This is a genomic window from uncultured Pseudoflavonifractor sp. (genome assembly GCF_944387805.1).
Classification (GTDB): domain Bacteria; phylum Bacillota; class Clostridia; order Oscillospirales; family Oscillospiraceae; genus Pseudoflavonifractor.
The window spans coordinates 67,424-88,498 of record NZ_CALXGI010000006.1 but is presented as its reverse complement, the minus strand read 5'-3'; the positions used below and the strand labels follow the sequence as shown (position 1 = coordinate 88,498).

At 60.8% G+C, this 21,075-nt stretch carries 20 protein-coding genes; 13 read left to right on the top strand and 7 right to left on the bottom strand.

Annotation, left to right across the window (positions count from 1 at the left end):
• The 5 genes from Q0K06_RS03250 to Q0K06_RS03230 all read left to right on the top strand — a co-directional run.
• On the top strand, positions 1–2,292 hold a 2,292-nt coding region (locus tag Q0K06_RS03250; RefSeq protein ID WP_294548516.1), incomplete at its 5' end, for a valine--tRNA ligase.
• 415 nt (positions 2,293–2,707) lie between these two features.
• Positions 2,708–3,964 carry a hypothetical protein gene (locus Q0K06_RS03245; RefSeq protein WP_294548514.1) on the top strand — a complete coding sequence of 419 codons (1,257 nt, stop codon included), beginning with the start codon at positions 2,708–2,710 and terminating at the stop codon, positions 3,962–3,964.
• A 125-nt stretch (positions 3,965–4,089) separates the two neighbouring features.
• Complete coding sequence (locus Q0K06_RS03240) at positions 4,090–4,395, top strand: STAS domain-containing protein (protein ID WP_294517767.1); 306 nt, start codon at positions 4,090–4,092, stop codon at positions 4,393–4,395.
• 69 nt (positions 4,396–4,464) lie between these two features.
• Positions 4,465–4,911, top strand: coding sequence for an anti-sigma F factor (spoIIAB, locus tag Q0K06_RS03235; protein WP_294548512.1), 447 nt, complete (start codon positions 4,465–4,467; stop codon positions 4,909–4,911).
• Positions 4,911–5,618, top strand: a complete 708-nt coding sequence (locus Q0K06_RS03230) for a sigma-70 family RNA polymerase sigma factor (protein WP_294548510.1) — start codon at positions 4,911–4,913, stop codon at positions 5,616–5,618. Before spoIIAB ends, Q0K06_RS03230 begins: the two co-directional genes overlap by 1 nt.
• Here Q0K06_RS03230 and Q0K06_RS03225 read toward each other — a convergent pair.
• Positions 5,548–5,895, bottom strand: a complete 348-nt coding sequence (locus Q0K06_RS03225; protein WP_294548508.1) for a hypothetical protein — start codon at positions 5,893–5,895, stop codon at positions 5,548–5,550. The genes Q0K06_RS03230 and Q0K06_RS03225 overlap by 71 nt on opposite strands.
• Before the next feature lie 118 nt (positions 5,896–6,013).
• On the opposite strand from Q0K06_RS03225, the gene Q0K06_RS03220 reads away from it, so the two are divergent.
• The 7 genes from Q0K06_RS03220 (at position 6,014) to Q0K06_RS03190 (ending at position 16,379) form a co-directional block, all read left to right on the top strand.
• Positions 6,014–6,217: a helix-turn-helix transcriptional regulator gene (locus tag Q0K06_RS03220; protein ID WP_148317524.1), complete on the top strand. Its 204-nt coding sequence runs from the start codon at positions 6,014–6,016 to the stop codon at positions 6,215–6,217.
• A complete protein-coding gene (locus tag Q0K06_RS03215) occupies positions 6,210–7,172 on the top strand; it encodes a glycosyltransferase family 2 protein (RefSeq protein WP_294548505.1) in 963 nt (320 codons plus the stop codon). The genes Q0K06_RS03220 and Q0K06_RS03215 overlap by 8 nt, the downstream gene beginning before the upstream one ends.
• An 87-nt stretch (positions 7,173–7,259) precedes the next feature.
• The gene (locus Q0K06_RS03210) at positions 7,260–7,976 is read left to right on the top strand and encodes a LytTR family DNA-binding domain-containing protein (RefSeq protein ID WP_294548503.1); all 717 of its coding nucleotides are present in this window, start codon (positions 7,260–7,262) and stop codon (positions 7,974–7,976) included.
• A 2-nt stretch (positions 7,977–7,978) separates the two neighbouring features.
• The gene (locus tag Q0K06_RS03205) at positions 7,979–9,373 is read left to right on the top strand and encodes an ATP-binding protein (RefSeq protein ID WP_294548501.1); all 1,395 of its coding nucleotides are present in this window, start codon (positions 7,979–7,981) and stop codon (positions 9,371–9,373) included.
• Between the two features lie 134 nt (positions 9,374–9,507).
• On the top strand, positions 9,508–10,374 hold the full coding sequence (locus Q0K06_RS03200) for a glycoside hydrolase family 16 protein (RefSeq protein WP_294548499.1): 867 nt from the start codon (positions 9,508–9,510) through the stop codon (positions 10,372–10,374).
• 23 nt (positions 10,375–10,397) lie between these two features.
• Positions 10,398–13,487 carry a glycoside hydrolase family 3 N-terminal domain-containing protein gene (locus Q0K06_RS03195; protein WP_294548497.1) on the top strand — a complete coding sequence of 1,030 codons (3,090 nt, stop codon included), beginning with the start codon at positions 10,398–10,400 and terminating at the stop codon, positions 13,485–13,487.
• 204 nt (positions 13,488–13,691) lie between these two features.
• Positions 13,692–16,379 carry a TetM/TetW/TetO/TetS family tetracycline resistance ribosomal protection protein gene (locus tag Q0K06_RS03190; RefSeq protein ID WP_294548495.1) on the top strand — a complete coding sequence of 896 codons (2,688 nt, stop codon included), beginning with the start codon at positions 13,692–13,694 and terminating at the stop codon, positions 16,377–16,379.
• A gap of 55 nt (positions 16,380–16,434) precedes the next feature.
• Here Q0K06_RS03190 and Q0K06_RS03185 read toward each other — a convergent pair whose 3' ends face one another.
• From Q0K06_RS03185 to Q0K06_RS03160, 6 genes are all read right to left on the bottom strand, one after another.
• A complete protein-coding gene (locus Q0K06_RS03185; protein ID WP_365924474.1) occupies positions 16,435–16,998 on the bottom strand; it encodes a hypothetical protein in 564 nt (187 codons plus the stop codon).
• 188 nt (positions 16,999–17,186) lie between these two features.
• A complete protein-coding gene (locus tag Q0K06_RS03180) occupies positions 17,187–18,239 on the bottom strand; it encodes a site-specific integrase (protein ID WP_294548493.1) in 1,053 nt (350 codons plus the stop codon).
• A gap of 96 nt (positions 18,240–18,335) precedes the next feature.
• The gene (locus Q0K06_RS03175) at positions 18,336–18,902 is read right to left on the bottom strand and encodes a Uma2 family endonuclease (protein ID WP_294548490.1); all 567 of its coding nucleotides are present in this window, start codon (positions 18,900–18,902) and stop codon (positions 18,336–18,338) included.
• A gap of 118 nt (positions 18,903–19,020) precedes the next feature.
• Positions 19,021–19,752, bottom strand: coding sequence for an Ltp family lipoprotein (locus Q0K06_RS03170; RefSeq protein ID WP_294548487.1), 732 nt, complete (start codon positions 19,750–19,752; stop codon positions 19,021–19,023).
• 35 nt (positions 19,753–19,787) lie between these two features.
• Positions 19,788–20,129 carry a DUF4236 domain-containing protein gene (locus tag Q0K06_RS03165; protein ID WP_294548485.1) on the bottom strand — a complete coding sequence of 114 codons (342 nt, stop codon included), beginning with the start codon at positions 20,127–20,129 and terminating at the stop codon, positions 19,788–19,790.
• A 186-nt stretch (positions 20,130–20,315) separates the two neighbouring features.
• On the bottom strand, positions 20,316–20,636 hold the full coding sequence (locus Q0K06_RS03160) for a helix-turn-helix transcriptional regulator (protein WP_294548482.1): 321 nt from the start codon (positions 20,634–20,636) through the stop codon (positions 20,316–20,318).
• Between the two features lie 159 nt (positions 20,637–20,795).
• On the opposite strand from Q0K06_RS03160, the gene Q0K06_RS03155 reads away from it, so the two are divergent.
• The gene (locus Q0K06_RS03155) at positions 20,796–21,002 is read left to right on the top strand and encodes a helix-turn-helix transcriptional regulator (RefSeq protein WP_294548479.1); all 207 of its coding nucleotides are present in this window, start codon (positions 20,796–20,798) and stop codon (positions 21,000–21,002) included.
• The last annotated feature ends 73 nt before the right edge of the window (positions 21,003–21,075 follow it).

Genomic DNA, 21,075 nt, shown 5'->3' with positions numbered 1-21,075 from the left:
CTGGAGCGGGTGTGGGACTGGAAGAACAAGTACGGGGGCCGCATCGTGGAGCAGCAGAAGAAGCTGGGCGCCTCCTGCGACTGGTCCCGCTCCCGGTTCACCATGGACGAGGGCCTGAGCAAGGCCGTGCGCCACGTGTTCGTCTCCCTCTACAAGAAGGGCCTCATCTACAAGGGCAGCCGCATCATCAACTGGTGCCCCCATTGCGTCACCGCCCTGAGCGACGCCGAGGTGGAGTACCAGGACAAGCCCGGCTATTTCTGGCACATCCGCTACCCCATCAAGGGCGAGGAGGGCCGCTATGTCATCGTGGCCACCACCCGGCCCGAGACCATGCTGGGCGACACCGGCGTGGCCGTCAACCCCAACGACGGCCGGTACAAGGACATTGTGGGCAAGCACTGCATCCTGCCCCTGGTGGGCCGTGAGATGCCCATTGTGGCCGACGACTACGTGGACATGGAGTTCGGCACCGGCTGCGTGAAGATGACCCCCGCCCACGACCCCAACGACTTTGAGGTGGGCCTGCGCCACAACCTGGAGACCATCCGCGTCCTGGACGACAACGGCAAGGTGGTGGAGGGCTACGGCAAGTACTCCGGCATGGACCGGTACGAGGCCCGGAAGGCCATCGTGGCCGACCTGGAGGAGCAGGGCTACCTGGTGAAGGTGGAGCCCCACCAGCACAACGTGGGCACCTGCTACCGCTGCCACAGCGACGTGGAGCCTCTCATCTCCGCCCAGTGGTTCGTAAAGATGGCCCCGCTGGCCGAGGAGGCCCTGCGGGTGGTCAACGACGGGGAGGTCAAATTTGTCCCCGACCGGTTCTCCAAGACCTATGTCAACTGGATGGAGAACGTTCACGACTGGTGCATCTCCCGCCAGCTCTGGTGGGGCCACCAGATTCCCGCCTGGACCTGCGCCGACTGCGGCCACATCACCGTGTCCGAGGAGGACCCCACCGAGTGCGAGCACTGCCACTCCAAGAACATCAAGCAGGAGGAGGACGTGCTGGACACCTGGTTCTCCTCCGCCCTGTGGCCCTTCTCCACTCTGGGCTGGCCCGAGGAGACCGAGGACTACAAGTACTTCTATCCCACCGACGTGCTGGTCACCGGCTACGACATCATTTTCTTCTGGGTGGCCCGCATGATCTTCTCCGGCTGCGAGCACACCGGAAAGCCCCCCTTCCACACCGTGTTCATCCACGGCCTGGTGCGGGATGACAAGGGGCGCAAGATGTCCAAGAGCCTGGGCAATGGCATCGACCCCCTGGAGATTGCCGAGAAGTACGGCGCCGACGCCCTGCGCTTCAACCTGGTCACCGGCAACTCCCCCGGAAACGACATGCGCTTCTACACCGAGCGGTGCGAGGCCATGCGCAACTTCGCCAACAAGATCTGGAACGCCAGCCGCTTCCTGATGATGAACCTGACCATCGACAAGTGCGAGCTGCCCGAGAAGCTGGAGATGGAGGACCGCTGGATTCTCTCCAAGCTCAACGCCCTCATCCCCGATATGACGGAGAACATGGACAAGTACGAGCTGGGCGTGGCGGCCCAGAAGATCTACGACTTCATCTGGGACTCCTACTGCGACTGGTATATCGAGCTGACCAAGGCCCGCCTCCAGGGTGACGACGAGGAGGCCAAGGTCAACGCCCAGAAGGTGCTCTGCTATGTGCTGACCCAGATCCTCAAGCTGCTGCACCCCTTCATGCCCTTCATCACCGAGGAGATCTGGCAGGCGCTGCCTCACGAGGGCGACTACCTGATGCTCCAGAAGTGGCCGGAGCACAGCGTGACCCTGGACTTCCCCGACGAGGAGCGGGCCATGGAGATGATCATGGACGCCATCGGCGCCATCCGCACCCGCCGCTCCGAGATGAATGTGCCCCCCTCCAAGAAGGCGCATGTCACCGTGTCTACCCTGCAGCGCAGCGTGTTTGAGGCGGGCATTCCCTTCCTCAAGCGGCTGGGCTACGCCAGCGACGTGACCATCACCGGCGTCACCGACGCCGACCAGGACACCAAGGGCATGGTCACCGTCATCACCCATGCCGCCCGTATCTCCATTCCTCTGGCCGAGCTGGTGGACATGGAGAAGGAGAAGGCCCGCATGGAAAAGGAGCTCAAGAAGAACCGTGCCGAGCTGGACAAGCTGGAGACCAAGCTGAACAACCCCGGCTTTGTCAACAAGGCCCCCGCCAACGTGGTGGAGGCCGAGCGGGAGCGGTCCGTCAAGCTCAAAGAGCTGGTGGCCAAGCTGGAGGGAGAACTCTCCAACATGTAACGTGCTGTACCCTCTGCCGCCGGAGACGATCTGCGTCTCCGGCGGCGTTTTTATGGCGCGCCAAGGGCGGATAAGCAAAGCGCCCATAGGCGCCTTGGAGGAAAAGCGCCGCCCGCCTGCATCCGCACAAAACAGCGTCATGCACAATGTTTTCACTGGATGCAGGAAAATTTGCATTTTGCTTCAAAGGGTCGAAAAAACGAGAACGGGGGACTTATGTGGAGCAGAAGAGGCTTTGCCGCCGCGTACTTTCCAAAAAGTTTACAAATTAGCGTTGATAGAAGCAGAGAAAACAGGTATGATAACATACCATATAACAGCGGATACAGGTTTCCGTTCCTGCTGGGCGGTGAATGAGGGGCAGGGGGATATCCTGTAACCAGAGGAGCCATCACCAGATTTAGGAGGGGTCGGCATGAGAAAGCAGGCTGCTGTGCTCACAATAATGCTGCTTCTGCTGCTCGCCGGGTGCCGAACGCGGCCTGCGGGGGAGACGGAACAGCCTATGCCCTCAGACAGTGGGATTCCAACTGGAACGCCGGAGCAGGTGGCCTCCCCCGTGCCTGCCACAGAGGAGGAGCCGGAAGCGAGTCCCGCGCCCGAGCGCACACCCCCTCCTGCGCCGGCGGACAGCCAGCCGCCCCAGATTACCGGTACGCCGGACTGCCGCGCTCTGGCGGAGGAGCTGTGGAACAGGTATTCAGACAGCCTGTCCAACAGCCAGTGGTATGCGCTGGATCGGGGCTACTGGTTTGCCGACTATGCGCCCGGAGGCTCGGTGGACGACCAGGGGGAGGGGACGGACGGAACGCCCCTGTCCCAGCCCGACGTGTATTTCTATGAGGACGCCACAGGGAGTATGGCTCCCGAGGACGTGGCGGCCGAACTGGTGAATGTGATGCTCCAATCCGCCGACCCGGAGGGGGACTGGACGGTGGCCGCCCAGACCCTGCTGGACCGGGAGGGGCTGCTGGACCTGTGCGGGGAGTATCTGGCGTCCTACACCGGGGACTGGGAAAACCAGAACCGGCTGAAGAGCTGGTTTGACGCCTGGGCCGCAGGCATCCCCGGCATTGGGGAGGAGATGTGGGTCCTCCACCCCAGCTATACAGGCGGCGCCGTGACCCAGGAGAGCAGCGGCTGGTTTGTCATCATGCGCAGCGGCAGCGTGTACCGTATGCAGCGGGACGACGCTTTTGGCGTGTATGTCCAGCAGCCCCGGGTGCAGGCCCGCATCCAGTTTACGCGGGCCCTGGAGGCCTGGGGATGGTTCCAGGGTGCGCCTCTGGCAGCGGATGCCGCCGCCAGGACAGCGGAGGACGGCAGCGTGTGGTATCCAGTGACGGACAGCCGGTTCTCCACGCTGCTGGACCTGCGGATGTACCTGAAGGGAATTTTCTCCGATGAGATTGCGGAGACACTGCTGAACACGGGCCTTTACCGGGACGTGGACGGCGCCCTCTGCTGCGCCCAGAATGCCAGCGATGCCCCCGCGCTGACGGATGCAGAGGTCTGGGTGGAGCAGGAGAGCGAGACAAAGCTGGTCTGCCGCCTGGCCGGCACCCTGACCTGGCCCGACGGCGCCCGCCCGGCGGAGACCGTTTCCGCCGCCTTCCCCTATGAAAAAGTGGGAGGCAAGTGGCTCTTTACGGAATTCTCGTGGACTCAATAGGGAATTCGACCAAAAGCGCGGCCCATATGCATTATAATCGCCATATACCAGAAAATGGTATATGGCGATTTTTCTGCCCTGATTTTGGGGCAGGCAGGTATTTCAACGCACAGGAGGGACAAACTATGTCAGTGACCTGTACCGGTGAGGACCGGAATCTGCGGCTGACGGTGTCGGGGGAGGTGGACCACCACGGCGCCCGGGCCATCATGCAGGAGCTGGACCGCCAGGTGGACGCGGGGCTGCCCCGGCGGCTCACCCTGGACCTGAGCGGCGTGACCTTTATGGACAGCTCGGGCATCGCGGTGCTGCTGCGGGCCTACCGCCGGATGGCGGAGCTGGGGGGCGCCCTGACGGTGGCCAATGTGCCGCCTCAGGCCCTCAAGGTGCTGCGGGCGGCGGGGCTGGAGCGGATTATCCGCTTTGAATAGGGGACGGACCGCCGGAGCGCGGCAGGCGCTCCGGCGGTGGGAAACCCAATACGGAAGGAGTATTTACATATGAAACCAATCAACGAGGCGGCCATTTCCTTTCTCAGCCGCTCCGCCAACGAGGGCTTTGCCCGTACTGCGGCAGCCTGCTTTGCCGCCCAGCTGGACCCTACTCTGGACGAGGTCAACGACATCAAGACCGCAGTCAGCGAGGCGGTAACCAACGCCATTGTCCACGCCTACCCGGACCGGCTGGGCAAGGTGTCCCTTCGGCTGCGGCTGTTTGAGGACGGGGTGCTGGAGATTGTGGTGAAGGACTGGGGCGTGGGAATCGAGGACGTGGAGAAGGCCCGGCAGCCCCTGTACACCACCGGCAGCGAGGAGCGTTCCGGCATGGGCTTCACCATTATGGAGAGCTTTATGGACGCCCTGCGGGTGCGCTCCGCTCCGGGAAAGGGCACCACGGTCACCATGCGGCGCCGGATCTCCCGCCGGTACAGCGGCGGCGGGCGCTGATGGCGGCGGATACCCAGTCCCTGCTGGAGGCGGCCCGCCAGGGGGACAACGACGCCTGCGCCAGGATGATGGAGGAGAACAGCGGCCTCATCTGGAGCATCGTCCGCCGGTACTACGGCCGCGGCGTGGACCCGGAGGACCTGTACCAGCTGGGGTGTATGGGCTTCCTCAAGGCGGTGCGGGGCTATGACCCGGCCTTCGGCTGCCAGTTTTCCACCTACGCCGTGCCCAAAATTGCCGGGGAAATCCGCCGCTTTCTCCGGGATGACGGCGCGGTGAAGGTGAGCCGGGGCCTGAAGGAGCGGGCGGGGAGCATCCGCGCTGCCCGTGACCGGCTTCAGGCCGACTTGGGCCGGGAGCCCACCCTCAGCGAACTGGCGGAGGAGACCGGCCTGGAGCCGGAGGAGATTGCCGCCGCTGAAGAGGCCAACGCCCCTGTGGCCTCGCTCCAGATGGAGACGGGGGACGGCTTTACCCTGGAGAGCGTGCTGGGCACCGAGGGCATGGAGGAGGGCATTGTGGAGCGGGAGGCCCTGCGCGCGGCGGTGAGCAGCCTGCCTGACCGGGAGCGGCAGGTGATTGTGCTGCGGTACTTCCGGGGCCTGACCCAGGACAGGACGGCCAGAATTATGGGGGTCAGTCAGGTTCAGATCTCCCGGGTGGAGAAAAAGGCCATGGCCTATCTCCGCCGCAGGCTGGAGGAATAGGGGGGATATCCCTGGGCAGGCAGTCCAGCCCGCCCAGCTCCAGACCCATCTGGAGCCCGGTCAGAAAGAGCTGCTCTCCCTCCATGGCGGAGAGGGCCAGACAGGCATCCAGGATTTGCAGCACCCGGGCGCACAGCGCGTCCGGGTGCTCTTTTCGGAATTGGGCCCGGAGGGCGTCTGCCTCCGCCGACATGGCCCGGTACTCCGGGCTGCCGGAGAGCGCCCGGCGGCACAGTTCCAGAGCAGTATTCTGCATCAGTTCCACGGTGGGGGTCATAGGATCACCTCACTACGGTTATAACATACAGCAATATGCAAGTCAAGAAAAACTATTGCTATATGTTATAGTTTACGGATATAGCTTTCAGCTATATAATACCAATGAGGTGAGGATTTTGCAGGACTATCGAAAAATTATCCGGGAAAAACGGGAAAAGAAGGGACTAAGCCAGAGCGCACTGGCCAAACTGGTGGGGGTTTCACAGCCTGCCATCAATCAGGTAGAGTCCGGCGCACGCACGCCCAGCCTTGCACTCCTCATGAAAATCTGCGACGCACTGGAAATTTCAATGTTTGGTGAGGACAAAGAAGATGAATGATACCCTCTATATCGTCGTCCCCTGCTATAACGAGGAGGAAGTGCTCCCTGAGACGGCCAGGCGGCTCAAGGCCAAGGTGGAGGCCCTGAAGGGGGCGGGGAAGATTGGCCCGGACAGCCGCATCCTCTTCGTCAACGACGGCTCCAAGGACAAGACATGGGAGATTATCTCCGCCCTCCACCGCTCCGACCCGGTGTTCTCCGGGGTGGACCTGTCCCGCAACCGGGGCCACCAGAACGCCCTGCTGGCCGGGCTCATGACCGCCAAGGACCGCTGCGGCATGGCCATCTCCATGGACGCCGACCTCCAGGACGACATCGACGCCGTGGACGCCATGGTGGACAAGTTCCATGAAGGCTGCGACATTGTCTACGGCGTCCGCTCCTCCCGGAAAAAGGACACCTTTTTCAAGCGCTTCACTGCCGAGGGCTTTTACCGCCTGATGAACTTCCTGGGGGCGGAGACTGTGTTCAACCACGCCGACTACCGGATCCTCTCCCGCCGGGCCCTGGAGGGTCTGGCGCAGTTCAGGGAGGTCAACCTGTTCCTCCGGGGCATCGTGCCCATGATTGGATACACCTCCGCCGTGGTGGAGTACGAGCGGGGGGAGCGCTTCGCCGGCGAGAGCAAGTATCCCCTGAAAAAGATGCTCTCCTTTGCCATGGAGGGCATTACCAGCCTGTCCACCAAACCCATCCGGTACATCACTGGCCTGGGCTTCCTGGTGTTCCTGGTGTCCATTCTCATGCTGATTTACAGCATTATCCGCTGGGCCATGGGGGAGACCATTCTGGGCTGGGCCAGCCTGATCTGCTCTGTCTGGGCCATTGGCGGCCTGATTCTGCTGTCTCTCGGGGTCATCGGCGAGTACATCGGGAAGATCTATCTGGAGACCAAGGCGCGCCCCCGGTTCCTCATCCGGGAGGTGCTGGACGGGGAGGACAAGCCTGGCTGAGCGAGCATGCAGCGGCCCCCTTTTTTCAAACAGAGCGTTTGCCGCCCGGCATGTGTGCCTGTTGATGCGGTAAGGGGAGGAGAAAACGTGAGAAATATTGCCATTGTGGAAGATCAGGATGCTGCTGCCCGGCGGTTGAACGGATATATAGAAAAATATGCCGCTGAGAAGGGACAGACGTTCCATGTAACCCGGTTTTGCAATGGAGAGGAGTTCCTCAAGGACTACAAAAGTGTTTTTGCCGTTGTGTTCATGGACATCCAGATGCCCAAAAAGGACGGCATGGAGGCGGCGGTGGAGCTGCGCAGGCTGGATAAGAACGTGTCCATTATTTTTATCACCAACCTGGTTCAATACGCCCTGAAGGGCTATGAGGTGGACGCGGTCAGCTTTCTGGTCAAGCCGGTGAGCTACTACGATTTTTCCCTGAAATTCAAAAAGGCGCTGGACATCTACATCATGAACGAGAACCGGAGCTTTACGGTGAACGCCCCCGGCGGGCTGTGCCGCATCTCCACCGACAAGCTGATGTATGTGGAGATCTCCAATCACCGCCTGTGCTACCATCTCATTGACGATGTGATCGAGATGACGGGCGTGCTGTCCGGCGTGGAGCAGGAACTGCGGGCGTTCGGCTTCCTGCGCTGCAACAAGTGCTATCTGGTCAACCCCAAATTTGTAGTGCGGGTGAAGGGATGCACTGTACAGGTGGGGGACTCCGAGCTCCAGATCAGCCGGCCCAGGCGGGCGGCTTTCCTGGCGGAGCTGTCCAACTGGTACGCCGGCTCCGCGGGAGGACAGTGAAAATGGGCGAGGTCCTCCTGATTTACAGAAATATCATTCTGGAGTTTCTCTTTGAGCTCTATGTATTCTATGTGCTCACCACCTGGAAGCTGAACCGGGCGCCCCGCTTCTGGCTGAAAGCCCTGGGCGGCCTGTGCGGGGTGCTGGCCGTGGCCTTTGGGGCCGCCGGATTTTACCGGCTGTGCGGGGATACGGTGCTGGGGCGGAGCGCGATGTACCTCGCCTTGTTCGCCGTGACCATTGTCCACATGAAGCTGTGCTTTGCAGAATCCCTTTCCACCGTCCTGTTCTGCTGCAGCGTGGCCTACGCGGCCCAGAACCTGTGCTACAAGCTGTATCTGCTGGTGTGGTGCGGCTGGCTGGTGAATGTGAGCGACGGCTGGGGCCTGCGCTTTGACCTGTACTACCGCCTGACCTACTATCTCATCTTCGCCATTGCGGTGGCGGCGGTGTACGTCTTTTTCATCCGCCGGGTGGTCTGGCCGGTGAACAGCTGGCAGCTGGACCAGCAGCTGCTGGCCATCTCCCTGCTCATCCTGGTCATCACCGCCATTTTGTGCTCGGTGGAGGACATCTATTTTGCCCGGCTGAGCGTGGGGCGGGAAAATCAGTTTGACATGGTGGAGTACTTTGTCCTGCGGCAGTCGGGCAACCTGATCTCCGTCATGTGCTGCATGATCGTGCTGCTGCTGGCCTCCCGCACGGTTGAACAGCGGGAGCTCAAGCAGGAGGTGGCCTATCTCCAGCACGCGGTCCGGCAGAGCCAGCGGCAGTATGAGATCTCCCGGGACACCATCGAGCTCATCAACGTCAAGTGCCACGACATCCGGTACCGGCTCTCCACGCTGGCCGCCCGGGGAGGAGAGCTGTCCCCCGGCGCGGTGGAGGACATCCGGAAGAGCGTGGCCATTTACGATGCCAAAATCGAGACGGGCAACCGGCTGCTGGACGTGCTGCTGACGGAAAAGAGCCTCTACTGCGAGCAGAACGGCATTACTCTCTCCTGTATGGCGGACGGGGAGAAGCTTTCCTTTCTGGAGGACAGCGACCTCTACTGCCTCTTCGGAAATGTGCTGGACAACGCCCTGGAGGCGGTGAAGCACCTGGAGCAGCAGGAGCGGCGGGTGATCAACCTGTCGGTAAAGGCCAGAGGCGGCATGCTCATCATCCAGGAGGAAAATTACTTTGACGGCGCGATCATCTTTGCGGACGGGCTGCCCATGACCACCAAGGCGGACAAGAACTACCATGGCTTCGGAATGCGCAGCATCCGCATGATCGTCCATAAATACAAGGGAGAGCTGAATACTTATACCAGCGACGGGATATTCCATCTCAATATTCTCTTCAGCACCGGCGATTTTAGGGCGGCAGATACAGATTACGAAAAAATATGATAGTTTAAGGAACACCCATTACCAAGGGGTGTTCCTTTTGCTATATTGTGGTCAGCAGGCTGGGGACGTGCGTTACCACAATTCGTGCTCGAACACGCGCGCCGCGGCCACAATTTGAGAAGGAGAGAGAATCCATGAAAAAGAACGTTCCCGCACTGATCCTGTCCGCGGCGCTGACCCTGTCTCTGGCCGCTTGCAGCGAAAACCCTTCTGCCGGCGGAACGCCGTCGAATGACGCATCTCCCGCTGTGACCACACCCGCCGCCTCCCCCTCCGCGTCCCCCGCGGCTCCCGCCGCTGAGCCTCTGGGCGGCGAAGTGCTGGCCGACTTCTCCAACGGCGCCGCGGAGGCCATGTTCCCCTCTGACGGCTGGTCCAACGGCAGCGTGTTCAATGTGTGGTGGACCGGCAGCAATGTCACCTATTCCGACGGCCAGCTGCACCTGGGCATCACCCCGGCCGGGGATGAGGTGGAGCAGGATTACTATGGCAGTGAGATGCGCACCGGCCTCTACTATGGCTACGGCGACTACTCCGTCAGCATGAAGCCCTCCAAGGATGCGGGTACTGCCAGCACCTTCTTCACCTGCACCGGCTCCTACGACGTTGTTGACGGCGAACCCAACCCCTGGGACGAGATCGACATCGAGTTTCTGGGCAAGGACACCACCGGCGTGCAGTTCAACTACTATGTGGACGGCCAGGGCGGCCATGAGTACTGGTATGAGCTGGGCTTTGACGCCTCCGAGGAGTTCCACGAGTACGGCTTCCGCTGGGAGGAGGACTCCATCACCTGGTTTGTGGACGGCGAAGCTGTTTACAGCGTAAACACGGAGGATAACGGTCCCATGCCCTCCACCCCCGGCCGCATCCTGATGAACTTCTGGTGCGGCACCGAGGATGCCGAGGGCTGGATGGGCGAGTACACCGCTGAGAACAGCCAGGCGGACTACCAGTGGGTCAAGACCTCTGCCCACGGCGCGGAGCTGGGCGCAGAGTGAACCGTTAGTCTGGAGGGAATTTCATGGAAAAGAAAAAGAGAAAAAAGTTGAGCGCCAGGGCGTTTACCGCGGTCCTCACGCCTCTGCTGGCCGTGCTGCTGGCGTTCTCAGTGGTGCTTACCGTAGTGACCACGTCTTCCTTTGACCTGGTGCTCCGGGACATCTTCGGAGAGACCAAGCTCCAGACCGGCGGAGCCCCTGCGGGGGTGGACGCGGAGTACTACACCCGGGACATCACCGACTCCGGCGAGCTCCAGGCCGCAGAACAGGCCTATACCCGCAAGGCCGGAGCGGAGGGCTTTGTGCTCCTCTACAACAACACGGAAAACGGCAAGGGCCTGCCTGTGGCGGCGGGCTCCAAGCTGAGCCTGTTCTCCGCCTCCTCCGTGGACCTGCTGGCCGGCGGCACCGGCTCGGGCGTGAGCACCATCTCCAGCGACATGCGCACCGCCCTCACCGAGCAGGGCTTCTCCGTCAATGAGTCCCTGTGGAAGTTCTACAGCGACAACCACAGCACCTACACCCGGGGCGGCGGCGCCATAATGTACGGCGGCGCCGAGGACTGGTCCATCAACGAGGCCCCCATCTCCGCCATTCCCCAGGCGGCCAAGGATGAGGCCGTGGGCACCACCCCCGTGTTCTTCATCGCCCGCACCGGCGGTGAGGGCCGCGACCTGGGCCGTTACATGGGCGACTGGACCGACATTGAAGAGGACAAGGACAAGCACTACCTGGAGCCCGACTCCGTGGAGCTGGGCGTTATCCAGTACCTGAACGACAACTTCGACAACGTTATCATCGTGGTCAACACCAACAACGCCTTTGAGCTGGGCTGGGTCAAGGACTACGAGAACATCACCGCCGTCCTGTGGGCACCCGGCGCCGGCGGCGACACCTGCCGCTCCATCGCCGACGTGCTCAGCGGCAACGTCAATCCCTCCGGCCACCTGGTGGACACCTTCGCCTACGATGCCTTCTCCTCTCCCGCCATGCAGAACATGGGCGACATGATGCTGGTGAACAACGGCCAGGACGTGGAGGCCGGCGTGTTCTACGACGAGGGTATCTACGTGGGCTACAAGTACTACGAGACCCGCTATTTTGACAAGATGCTGGAGCAGGGCAACGCCGGTGACTACGACTACAGCCAGGTGGTGCAGTACCCCTTCGGCTACGGCCTGTCCTACACCACCTTTGAGTGGTCCGACTTCACCATGAGCGACATGGACGCCAACGGCGACATTCAGATTCAGGTCACCGTCACCAACACCGGCGATGTGACCGGCCGGGACGTGGTGCAGGTCTACCTCAACGCCCCCTACACCGAGTACGACAGGGCCAACCACATTGAAAAGTCCTCCGTCTCCCTGGTGGGCTTTGAAAAGACTGATGACCTGGAGCCCGGAGCTTCCGAGACCGTGACCATCACCGTGAACCAGAAGGACTTCATCTCCTACGACGACGTGATGGCCAAGACCTACATCCTGGAGGCGGGCGACTACCTGCTGACCGCCGCGGCCAACGCCCACGCCGCCAACAACAACTTCCTGGCCTATGCCGGCCATGAGACCGACGGCCTCTTCGGCCAGCCCGACCCGGACTTTGTGGGCAAGTGGACCTACACCTATCTGGACAACAACGGTGTGGACAACGAGACCTACTCCATTTCCCAGACGGGCGTGACCATCACCAACCAGTTCGACCACGCCAGCTATGACGAGCTGACCCCCAGAGACCAGTACCTGACCCGTCAGGACTGGGTGGGCACCTTCCCCGCCACCCACGGCAATCAGGACAGCCAGCGGAAGAGCCCCTTCAGTGAGAAGAACGGCTACACCTGGGAGGTGGAGGTGTCCGACACCATCCGGGACGCCATCAAGGCCAAGGGCGCCGGCGCCTCCCTCAACCCCATGACCGAGGAGGAGGCTGCCTCCATGGCCGGCGTGTACGGCCAGGACGGGGATCTGGAGCTTATCGATTTCCGGGGCAGAGACTTTGACGAGGTGGAGGCCGAGGGCGGCTGGGACGCCCTCATCGACCAGATGGAGGCTGCCGAGCTGGAGACCATCATCCGCAACGGCGGCTACCAGACCCTGATGTCCGTCAACATGGGCAAGCCCAGAGCCATTGACTTCGACGGCCCCTCCGGCCTGAACGAGGGCGGCGTCACCCACGAGCCCTACTCCATCACATATCCCTGCGCCACCAACCTGGCCGCCAGCTGGGACCGGGAGAACTCCTACCTCCACGGCTACTATGTGGGTGAGGACGCGCTGGCCGCCGACGGCAACTGGGGCAACCACGCCTATATCGGAATCATCTCCGGCTGGTATGCCCCCGCCATGAACATCCACCGTACTCCCTTCGCCGGCCGCAACTTTGAGTACTACTCCGAGGACGGCTTCATGTCCGGCGAGCTGGCCCTCCAGGCTGCCACCGCCTGCGCTGAGAAGGGCGTGTACGCATACATCAAGCACTTTGCGCTCAACGACCAGGAGGACCACCGCAGCCATGTGGCCACCTTCTCCAACGAACAGGCCATCCGGGAGATCTATCTCAAGCCCTTCCAGACCTGCATTGAGGATCGGCCCATGACCACCATTATGGTTCAGCAGTACGATGAGGTCACCGATTCCTTCACCCGGACGGAGGCAGAGATTCCGGCCGTCATGGGCGTCATGTCCTCCTTTAACCGGATAGGCTGCACCTGGGCGGGCGGCGACTATCACCTGCTCACCAGCGTGCTGCGCAACGAGTGGGGCTTTGACGGCACGGTCATTACCGACTACGATGGCGGCGGCGTCATGGACACCGAGCAGTGCATCCGGGCCGGCGGCGACCTGAAGCTGACCGGCTTCGAGGTGGACGCGCCCCTGGATGCGACCAATCCCGCCACCCAGTACTTCGCCCGCCAGGCCATCAAGCACATTCTCTATACCACCGTCAACTCCAACGCCATGAACGGCATTGTCCACGGCGTGGCCGTGGAGGCGCTGCCCTTCGCCAATTACTACATCATCCTCATCGTGGAGAACGTTGTGGCCGCGGCCCTCATCATCTGGGGCGTGGTGGCCATCGTGCGCCGCTGGAAGAAGGAGAAGAAGGCCGCCTGAGTAAACCCAATCTTTCAATATGCCGACGCAAAGAGAGCGCCCGGAGCCGGAATTTCCCGGCTCCGGGCGTTCTGTCTGCTGAAGAAGGGAAGGGCGTCTCGACTGGGGACGGTTCCTGTGTTATAATGGTGCGTGCCGGGCAGTCCCTGCCCGGCGAAATTCTGAAAACGACGGAGACAGTGTCTCCGCGAGAGGCGGTTTTTTATGGGCCAACAGGCGGAAGAATCAAAAGCGAAGAGAAGGCTCTGTACAGGCCTGTTTGCCCACGTGGACGCGGGCAAGACCACCCTGTCCGAAGGACTGCTCTACACCTGCGGCTGCCTGAAGCGCCTGGGGCGTGTGGACCACCGGGACGCCTTCCTGGACACCGATGCCCTGGAGCGGGAGCGGGGTATCACCATCTTCTCCAAGCAGGCGGTGCTGCCCCTGGAGGATATGGTCATCACCCTGCTGGACACCCCGGGACACGTGGACTTCTCCGCTGAGATGGAGCGCACCCTCCAGGTGCTGGACTGTGCCATCCTGGTCATCAGCGGCACCGACGGCGTCCAGGGCCACACCATGACCCTCTGGCGGCTGCTGGAGCGGTACGGCGTGCCGGTATTCCTCTTTGTCAACAAGATGGACCTGGCGGGAGCGGACCGGGCCGCTCTGCTTGCTGGCCTCAAGGCTCGGCTTGACGAGGGCTGCGTGGACTTCGGGCCGGGACAGGACCGGGACAGCTGGCTGGAGAACGTGGCCGTGTGCGGCGAGGATGTGCTGGAGCGCTACCTGGAGACCGGCGAGGTGGCGGATGAGGACATCGCCGACCTCATCCGGGCGCGGAAGCTGTTCCCCTGCTACTTCGGCTCCGCCCTGCGGCTGGAGGGGGTGGAAGAGCTGCTCACCGGTCTGAGCAAATACGGCAGCAGCCCGGATTACCCGCCTGAGTTCGGCGCACGGGTGTACAAGATCGCTCGGGACCCCCAGGGCAACCGGCTGACCTATCTGAAGGTGACAGGGGGCAGCCTGAAGGTGAAGGCTCTGCTCACCAACCGCCGTGCCGCCTTGGCGGAGGACAAGGTGTGGGAGGAGAAGGCGGACCAGATCCGCATCTACTCCGGCGCCAAATTCACCCCGGTGGACGAGGCTCCGGCGGGAACGGTGTGCGCCGTCACCGGTCTGAGCCGTACCGTACCCGGCGAGGGTCTGGGGTGGGAGGCGGAGGGGGAGACGCCGGTGCTGGAGCCGGTGCTCACCTACCGTGTGGTGCTGCCCGAGGGCTGCGACCCCCACACTGCACTCCTCAAGCTGGGGGAGCTGGCCGAGGAGGACCCCCAGCTCCACATTGTCTGGAACGAGCAGCTGCGGGAGATCCACATCCAGCTCATGGGCGAGGTCCAGCTGGAGGTGCTCCGGCAGGTGATTGCGGAGCGCTTCGGCATGGATGTCACCTTTGACGCGGGCAGCATCGTCTACCGGGAGACCATCGCTGAGCCGGTGGAGGGCGTGGGCCACTTTGAGCCCCTGCGGCACTACGCCGAGGTCCACCTCCTGCTGGAGCCGGGAGAGCGGGGCAGCGGCCTCCACTTCGCCTCCGCCTGTGGAGAGGACATGCTGGATCGGAACTGGCAGCGGCTCATCCTCACCCATCTGGAGGAAAAGCAGCACTTGGGTGTGCTCACAGGCTCGCCCATCACGGATATGCGCATCACCCTGGTAGCGGGACGAGCCCACGTCAAGCACACCGAGGGCGGCGACTTCCGTCAGGCCACCTACCGGGCCGTGCGGCAGGGGCTGATGCAGGCCAAGAGCATCCTGCTGGAGCCCTGGTACAGCTTCCGGCTGGAGATACCCCCCGAGTGTGTGGGTCGGGCCATGACCGATTTGCAGCGGATGGGCGGAGAGACGGACAGCCCGGAGACTTATGGGGCGGAGACAGTGCTCACCGGCTCCGCACCGGTGGCGGGCCTGCGGGATTACGCCGCCGAGGTTATGTCCTACACCAGGGGCCGCGGGCGGCTCTTCTGCACCCTGAAAGGCTACGAGCCCTGCCACAACCAGGACGAAGTGGTAGCGGCCATCGGATATGACTGTGAGCGGGATACGGACAACCCGGCGGACTCGGTGTTCTGCTCCCACGGCGCGGGTGTGGTTGTCAAGTGGAACGAGGTGCGGGCGCACATGCATGTGGACAGCGGCCTGCGCCTTGGAGAGGAAGAGGAGCCGGAGGCGGAAGTGCCGGTTTACCGCCCCAGCACCACCTATTCTGACGGCGTGGCCCAGGACAAGGAGCTTCAGGCCATCTTTGAGCGGACCTACGGCCCCATTAAGCGGCGGGACTTCCGCCCTCAGGAGCCAATCCGAAAAAAGCGCGCCGAGCTGCCGGAACGGCGGGAGGTGGCGCTGCGGGACACCGATCCGGAGTATCTGCTGGTGGATGGGTATAACATTATCTTTGCGTGGGACGAGCTGAAGGCGGTGGCCCGCACCAGTCTGGACGCCGCCCGGCAGCTGCTGATGGACATCCTGAGCAATTACCAGGGGTTTCGCAAATGCGTGGTCATTCTGGTCTTTGATGCCTACAAGGTGCCCCGCAACACCGGGGATGTGAGCAAGTACCACAATATCTACGTGGTCTACACCAAGGAGGCGGAGACCGCCGACGCCTATATTGAGCGGGCCACCTACGAGCTGGGCAGGCACCATCACGTGCGGGTGGCTACCTCGGACAGCGCCGAGCAGCTTATCATACTAGGGCACGGCGCACTTCGTGTCTCTGCCCGTATCTTCAAGGCAGAGGTGGAGCAGGCGGAAGGGCAGATTGCCGGCATCCTGGCCCGAAACAACCGGCAGGAAAAAGCAAAGCCGGTCCGCGCCGCGCTGGAAAAGGCAAAGAAGCAGAAAGGCTGAACATGCCCAAATAAGCAGGGCTCCCCGGGGCGTTTTCGCCCCGGGGAGTCCTGTATTACGAGCTGGAAATGACGCCGGCGGCCCGAAGAGAGGCCAGCAGGCTGTTGTAAGACTGAATCAGGACCGGGAGACTGGCGTTGCTGGACACATTTGCCACAGCCGCGCCAGGTATCAGTGTTCCGGCAGGGCCGGTCGGACCTGTGGGGCCGGTTGCACCGGAGGGGCCGGTCGGACCTGTGGGCCCGGTTGCGCCGGAGGGGCCGGTCGGGCCAGAGGGGCCGGTTGCGCCGGAGGGCCCGGTTGGACCAGAGGGGCCGGTTGCGCCGGAGGGCCCGGTCGGGCCTGTGGGGCCGGTCGCGCCGGAGGGCCCGGCAGGGCCTGTGGGACCGGTAGAGCCTGTGGGGCCGGTAGAGCCCATAGGGCCCTGCATGCCCATGGGACCCATGGGGCCTGTGGCGCCGGTCACGCCGGCAGGTCCAGTTGCGCCGGTGGGGCCGGGGATGGGGCAGATCCGTACAGTCTGGCAGGGGGGAGAGCAGGAGGGACAGGGACAATCGGGATACAGCATCTCGGCGGGGATGGAACCGCCTGCGCCGCAGAATCCTTTTTGATGATACATAAGCATAACCTCCACTCTTAAGATATGCGCAGGCCGGACCTGTGGTGCAGCGGGCGGATTTCCAAGAAGGATTAAAAAAGGCTTAAAGGAATTAGAACAAAAAATCCTGTAATATCAACGCTTTGACGGATTTACTGTTACGAACTTGTTATTAACCTGTTACTAACAATTTATTTTGTGCTAGTTGCTTATGCCAGTTTTTGCATTGCAGATTTCAGGATCTCGACTGTTGCGTGAGTGTAATGCTGGGTAATATCCGCTTCGGTGGAATGGCCCAGCAGCCACTTCATGGTCAGCTCATCCACGCCGGCGGCATGGAGCCTCGTGGCGAAGGTGTGGCGGCACCAGTGAGGGGTGGCCTCCAGAACGCCCAACGCCGCAGCAACTGGCTTGAATGCCACATCTCTGTACCAGTTGATGTTTATTTTCCCTCCATCATTGTTGATGATGGTATCTCCGCCCTCTTTCATTCGGGCCATGAGGTACGGCCTGATTTTGGGATGGACGGGGACAATCCGGTCTTTCCCGGACCTGGTCTTTTTGCCGCCCTGGAGGTAGTCGCCGTCTGCATGATAGGAGAAGACCGTCAGCTCCAGAAACTCTGAGATACGGAAGCCGGTGTAGCAGAGCATCAGGGCCGTGTCCGCCCAGGGAAACCCCTCCCGGGCCAGCTGCTCCAGCTGCTTGATCTGCACATCTGAAAAGGCGCCCTTTTTCTTCTTAGGGTCCACAGAGGGAATATCGAGGTAATGGGAGTAGTCCTTGCTGACAATGTCGCGCTCCATACTGTACTTGTAGAGGGCCTTGATGAGAATGGCGTCATTGTTGATGAGGGACTGGGAGCGGCCTTCATCCTCATCCTCATCAAGAAGAGACTGCCACTGGTCCAGCGTCATGTCCCGCATTTTCCGGTCAGAAAACCGTGATACGCGTTGGTTCCAGGCCGCCTTATGGCTGACAATAGAGGCGTGGTTGAGCTTCTTGAACTCCCTGGCCGACCACGCCTCATAGACCTGTCCAACCGTGGCAAGAGCCTGGGTCGATGCTGTGGCCAGCCCGGCGGCACGGCTGCGGTTGTAGGCGTCCAGCGCCTCCTGGGCTTCTGCGGCCTTGCTGTGGTAGCTGAGCGCCACCTGTTTGATTTTCCCATATTTATCCCGAAATGAGACGCGCACGACGTAAGGGCGCCGACGCTGGCCGGACAGCTTGACCACAGTTCCGCTCCCGTTTGCTCTCTTCAAAAAAGCACCTCCTAGAGCAACCGCCCCCGGCCGGATGGCTGAGGGCGGTTTTTGTATTCGTGTTGAAATCCGCAAGCGCTTGCGGATTTTGGCCGGTCAGGGGAAGACCCTGGCCAGCTCAATGAAGCAGCCGTCCAGCACGTTGACCTTGGCGATGTCTCCGGCGGTGTAGACCTCCCGGACGCGGTAGCGGCCGCCGTCCAGCACGCTGACCTGGACGGTCTTGCTCTCCGGGTCCACAATCCAGTACTCCCGCACCCCGGCGCGCTCATACAGGTTGTACTTGGTCAGCCGGTCGTGGCGCTGGGTGGAGGGGGATAGAATCTCAATGATAAGGTCGGGCGCGCCTCTGCACCCCATATCGTCCAGCTTGTCCATGTCGCAGACCACGGACAGGTCAGGCTCCACCAGAGTGTCTACGGCCTCCGGTGGGTCGCCGGCCTTCTCAAACAGCCGCACGGCAAAGGGGGCCGGGTAGACCTTACAGCGCTTGCCTTCCAGGTAGTTGTAGAGCTGGGCCAGCAGGGCGGCGGCGATTTCCTGGTGGACGCGGGAAGGGGGCGCCATCATTACAGCCGTGCCCTCGATGAGCTCGGCCCGCTCATGCTCGTCCCAGGTCAGGACATCGGCCAGGGTGTATCGTTCCTCTTTGGGCAGCGGCATGTCGCTCTCTCCTTTCCATGAATTGATTCGCGCTGTCTCTATTGTATGCCGCAACAGGGGCCCCAAATCCGAAAACGTGTTCGGGTTTGGGGCGTGTCCGACTTGGACACAGCTATGCTCAATATCCGACAGCGGTCACGCCATACTCGGCCTGTTCTGCGGTGTAGCCTTCAAACTGAAGCTGCTGGAGCAGACTGTCCCGGGAAAAGGTCATGATATCCAAATAATCCTGAGCCTTTTTCGCGGCCTGCTCGTTCCAGTCGGCCCCGCAATTGGCGACGGCATACTGGGCCTGGTCTGCCGTGAAGCCCTCGAAGGTCAGCTGCTGCTGGAGACCGCTGGCGGAGAAGGGCATGGTAGCCAGGTATGTCAGGGCCTTTCCCAAGGCCTGCTCGTTCCAGTCCGCGCCGCACTTTGCCACGGCATAGGCTGCGTCGCTCTCCGAGTAACCCTCGAATTGAAGCTGCTCGGCCAGGCCGCTGGCGGAGAAGTTCATAACGGATAAGTAATGTTCAGCGGCCTGCCGTGCGTTCTTCTGGCCGAGGGTTTCACCGGCGGTGTCATCCTCCACAGCTGGCTGGGGCTGGGAGACGCTGGGGGCCGTGCTGGCTGTGACGCCGGCTGTCTGCTCGTTCAACGTCTGAGTTATCTGCGGAGGGTCAGAGGGTACGTCAGCTGTCTGGGGTGCGTCATCTTTGCCGCCCATTATGGCCGCAATTGCCATGATCACGATGATTGCCGCAAAGACAAGGATAAACTTTCCGGCTTTTTTACCGCCGTTCTGGTTGCTGGCGCCGCAGTTCGGACAGAAATTGCTGTCGTACATGGTGCCGCATTTTTTGCAGATCACACAACTCTCTCCTCTAAATCATTTTTTTGAAACGGTTAGCCATAAATAATGCTGTTAACTAATAGCAAAATAAAACACGTCAAGATGGAAACGATGCCAAATGCAATTAAACAGTTCTCAACAATTTTTTGTTTTTTCGTAAGCTCTTTTCTCGATTTAGGACGATTTATAAAGCTGTGCTTTTCACTTTTCGACTTAGAAAAATCGTTTACAAAACTGATTCCGGTACCTGGAATAGAAGATGTAGTACGGTAGCCGCCATTTGCTTTTTTTGTAAAGCGGAAGCCTTTCCCGCCGACACTGTACCCGACGCCGGACTTGCTAAAATTCACGCGAAATGGGCCAAAATTTGAGCTCTTACGGAATCGAAGCCCCATAATATGTCACCTCTAGAGTGCCCGGGTCGGACACAAAATTATTTTTTCCATTTTCCATAGTTGCATTGACACAATGAAACAAACGTTCTATAATGTCGAACAAGGGGAGGGAGGAATATCCCATGTCAGACGAAAAACTTATCGCTGCACTGGAGCTATTCCGGCAGCTTCAGGAGCAGGAGCAGATCACTTTCCTTGAGAATCTACAACGCCTTTCAGCTGAGCGAGGACCATGTCCTGCTGCTCCGGGGTAAGTTTCCCAAACAACCGCACAAATTCCCTTTCACGCCCGTTGTCGGTTTCGGCAACGGGCTTTTTTTCGTCCCGGCCAAGAATGTAGTCAATTGAAACATGAAAAAATTCCGCAATCCTCTGCAACGTATCAAAATCCGGCTCATATTTGCCGGTTTCATAGCCGGATAATGCTGCTTGGCTTACGGATATCGCATTAGCAAGCTCAACTTGCTTCATGTTTTTGGCTTTTCGCAGTTCTTTTATGCGATTCATCGTATCAACCACCTTGATACAATTTTATCAGATAAACGCACATTGTAAATTCGTTATCAAGAAAATCAAAAAAAGTTATTGACATATCAAGTTACTCGATATAATATATAAGCGGATGAAATATCAAGAATCTTGATTTACAGAAAAGAGGTGAGCGGAATGAAAATGCTGAAAGTAATCCGTCTCCGACAGAATCTTACACAGAAGCAGCTTGCAGATGGGCTTGGAGTGGTGCAATCCAGTGTAGCAATGTGGGAGAATGGAACAGCTATGCCGAGCGCCGGGAAACTCCCAGAACTCGCTGATCTGCTCCACTGCTCCATCGACGAACTGTATGGCCGCACGCCACCCCAGGCGGCCAGCTGAGAGGAGGAGAGGAAAATAGATGAATTAACTGAAATCAAAGAAAAGCTGGCAGCCATTGAGTCGCTGCTTCAAC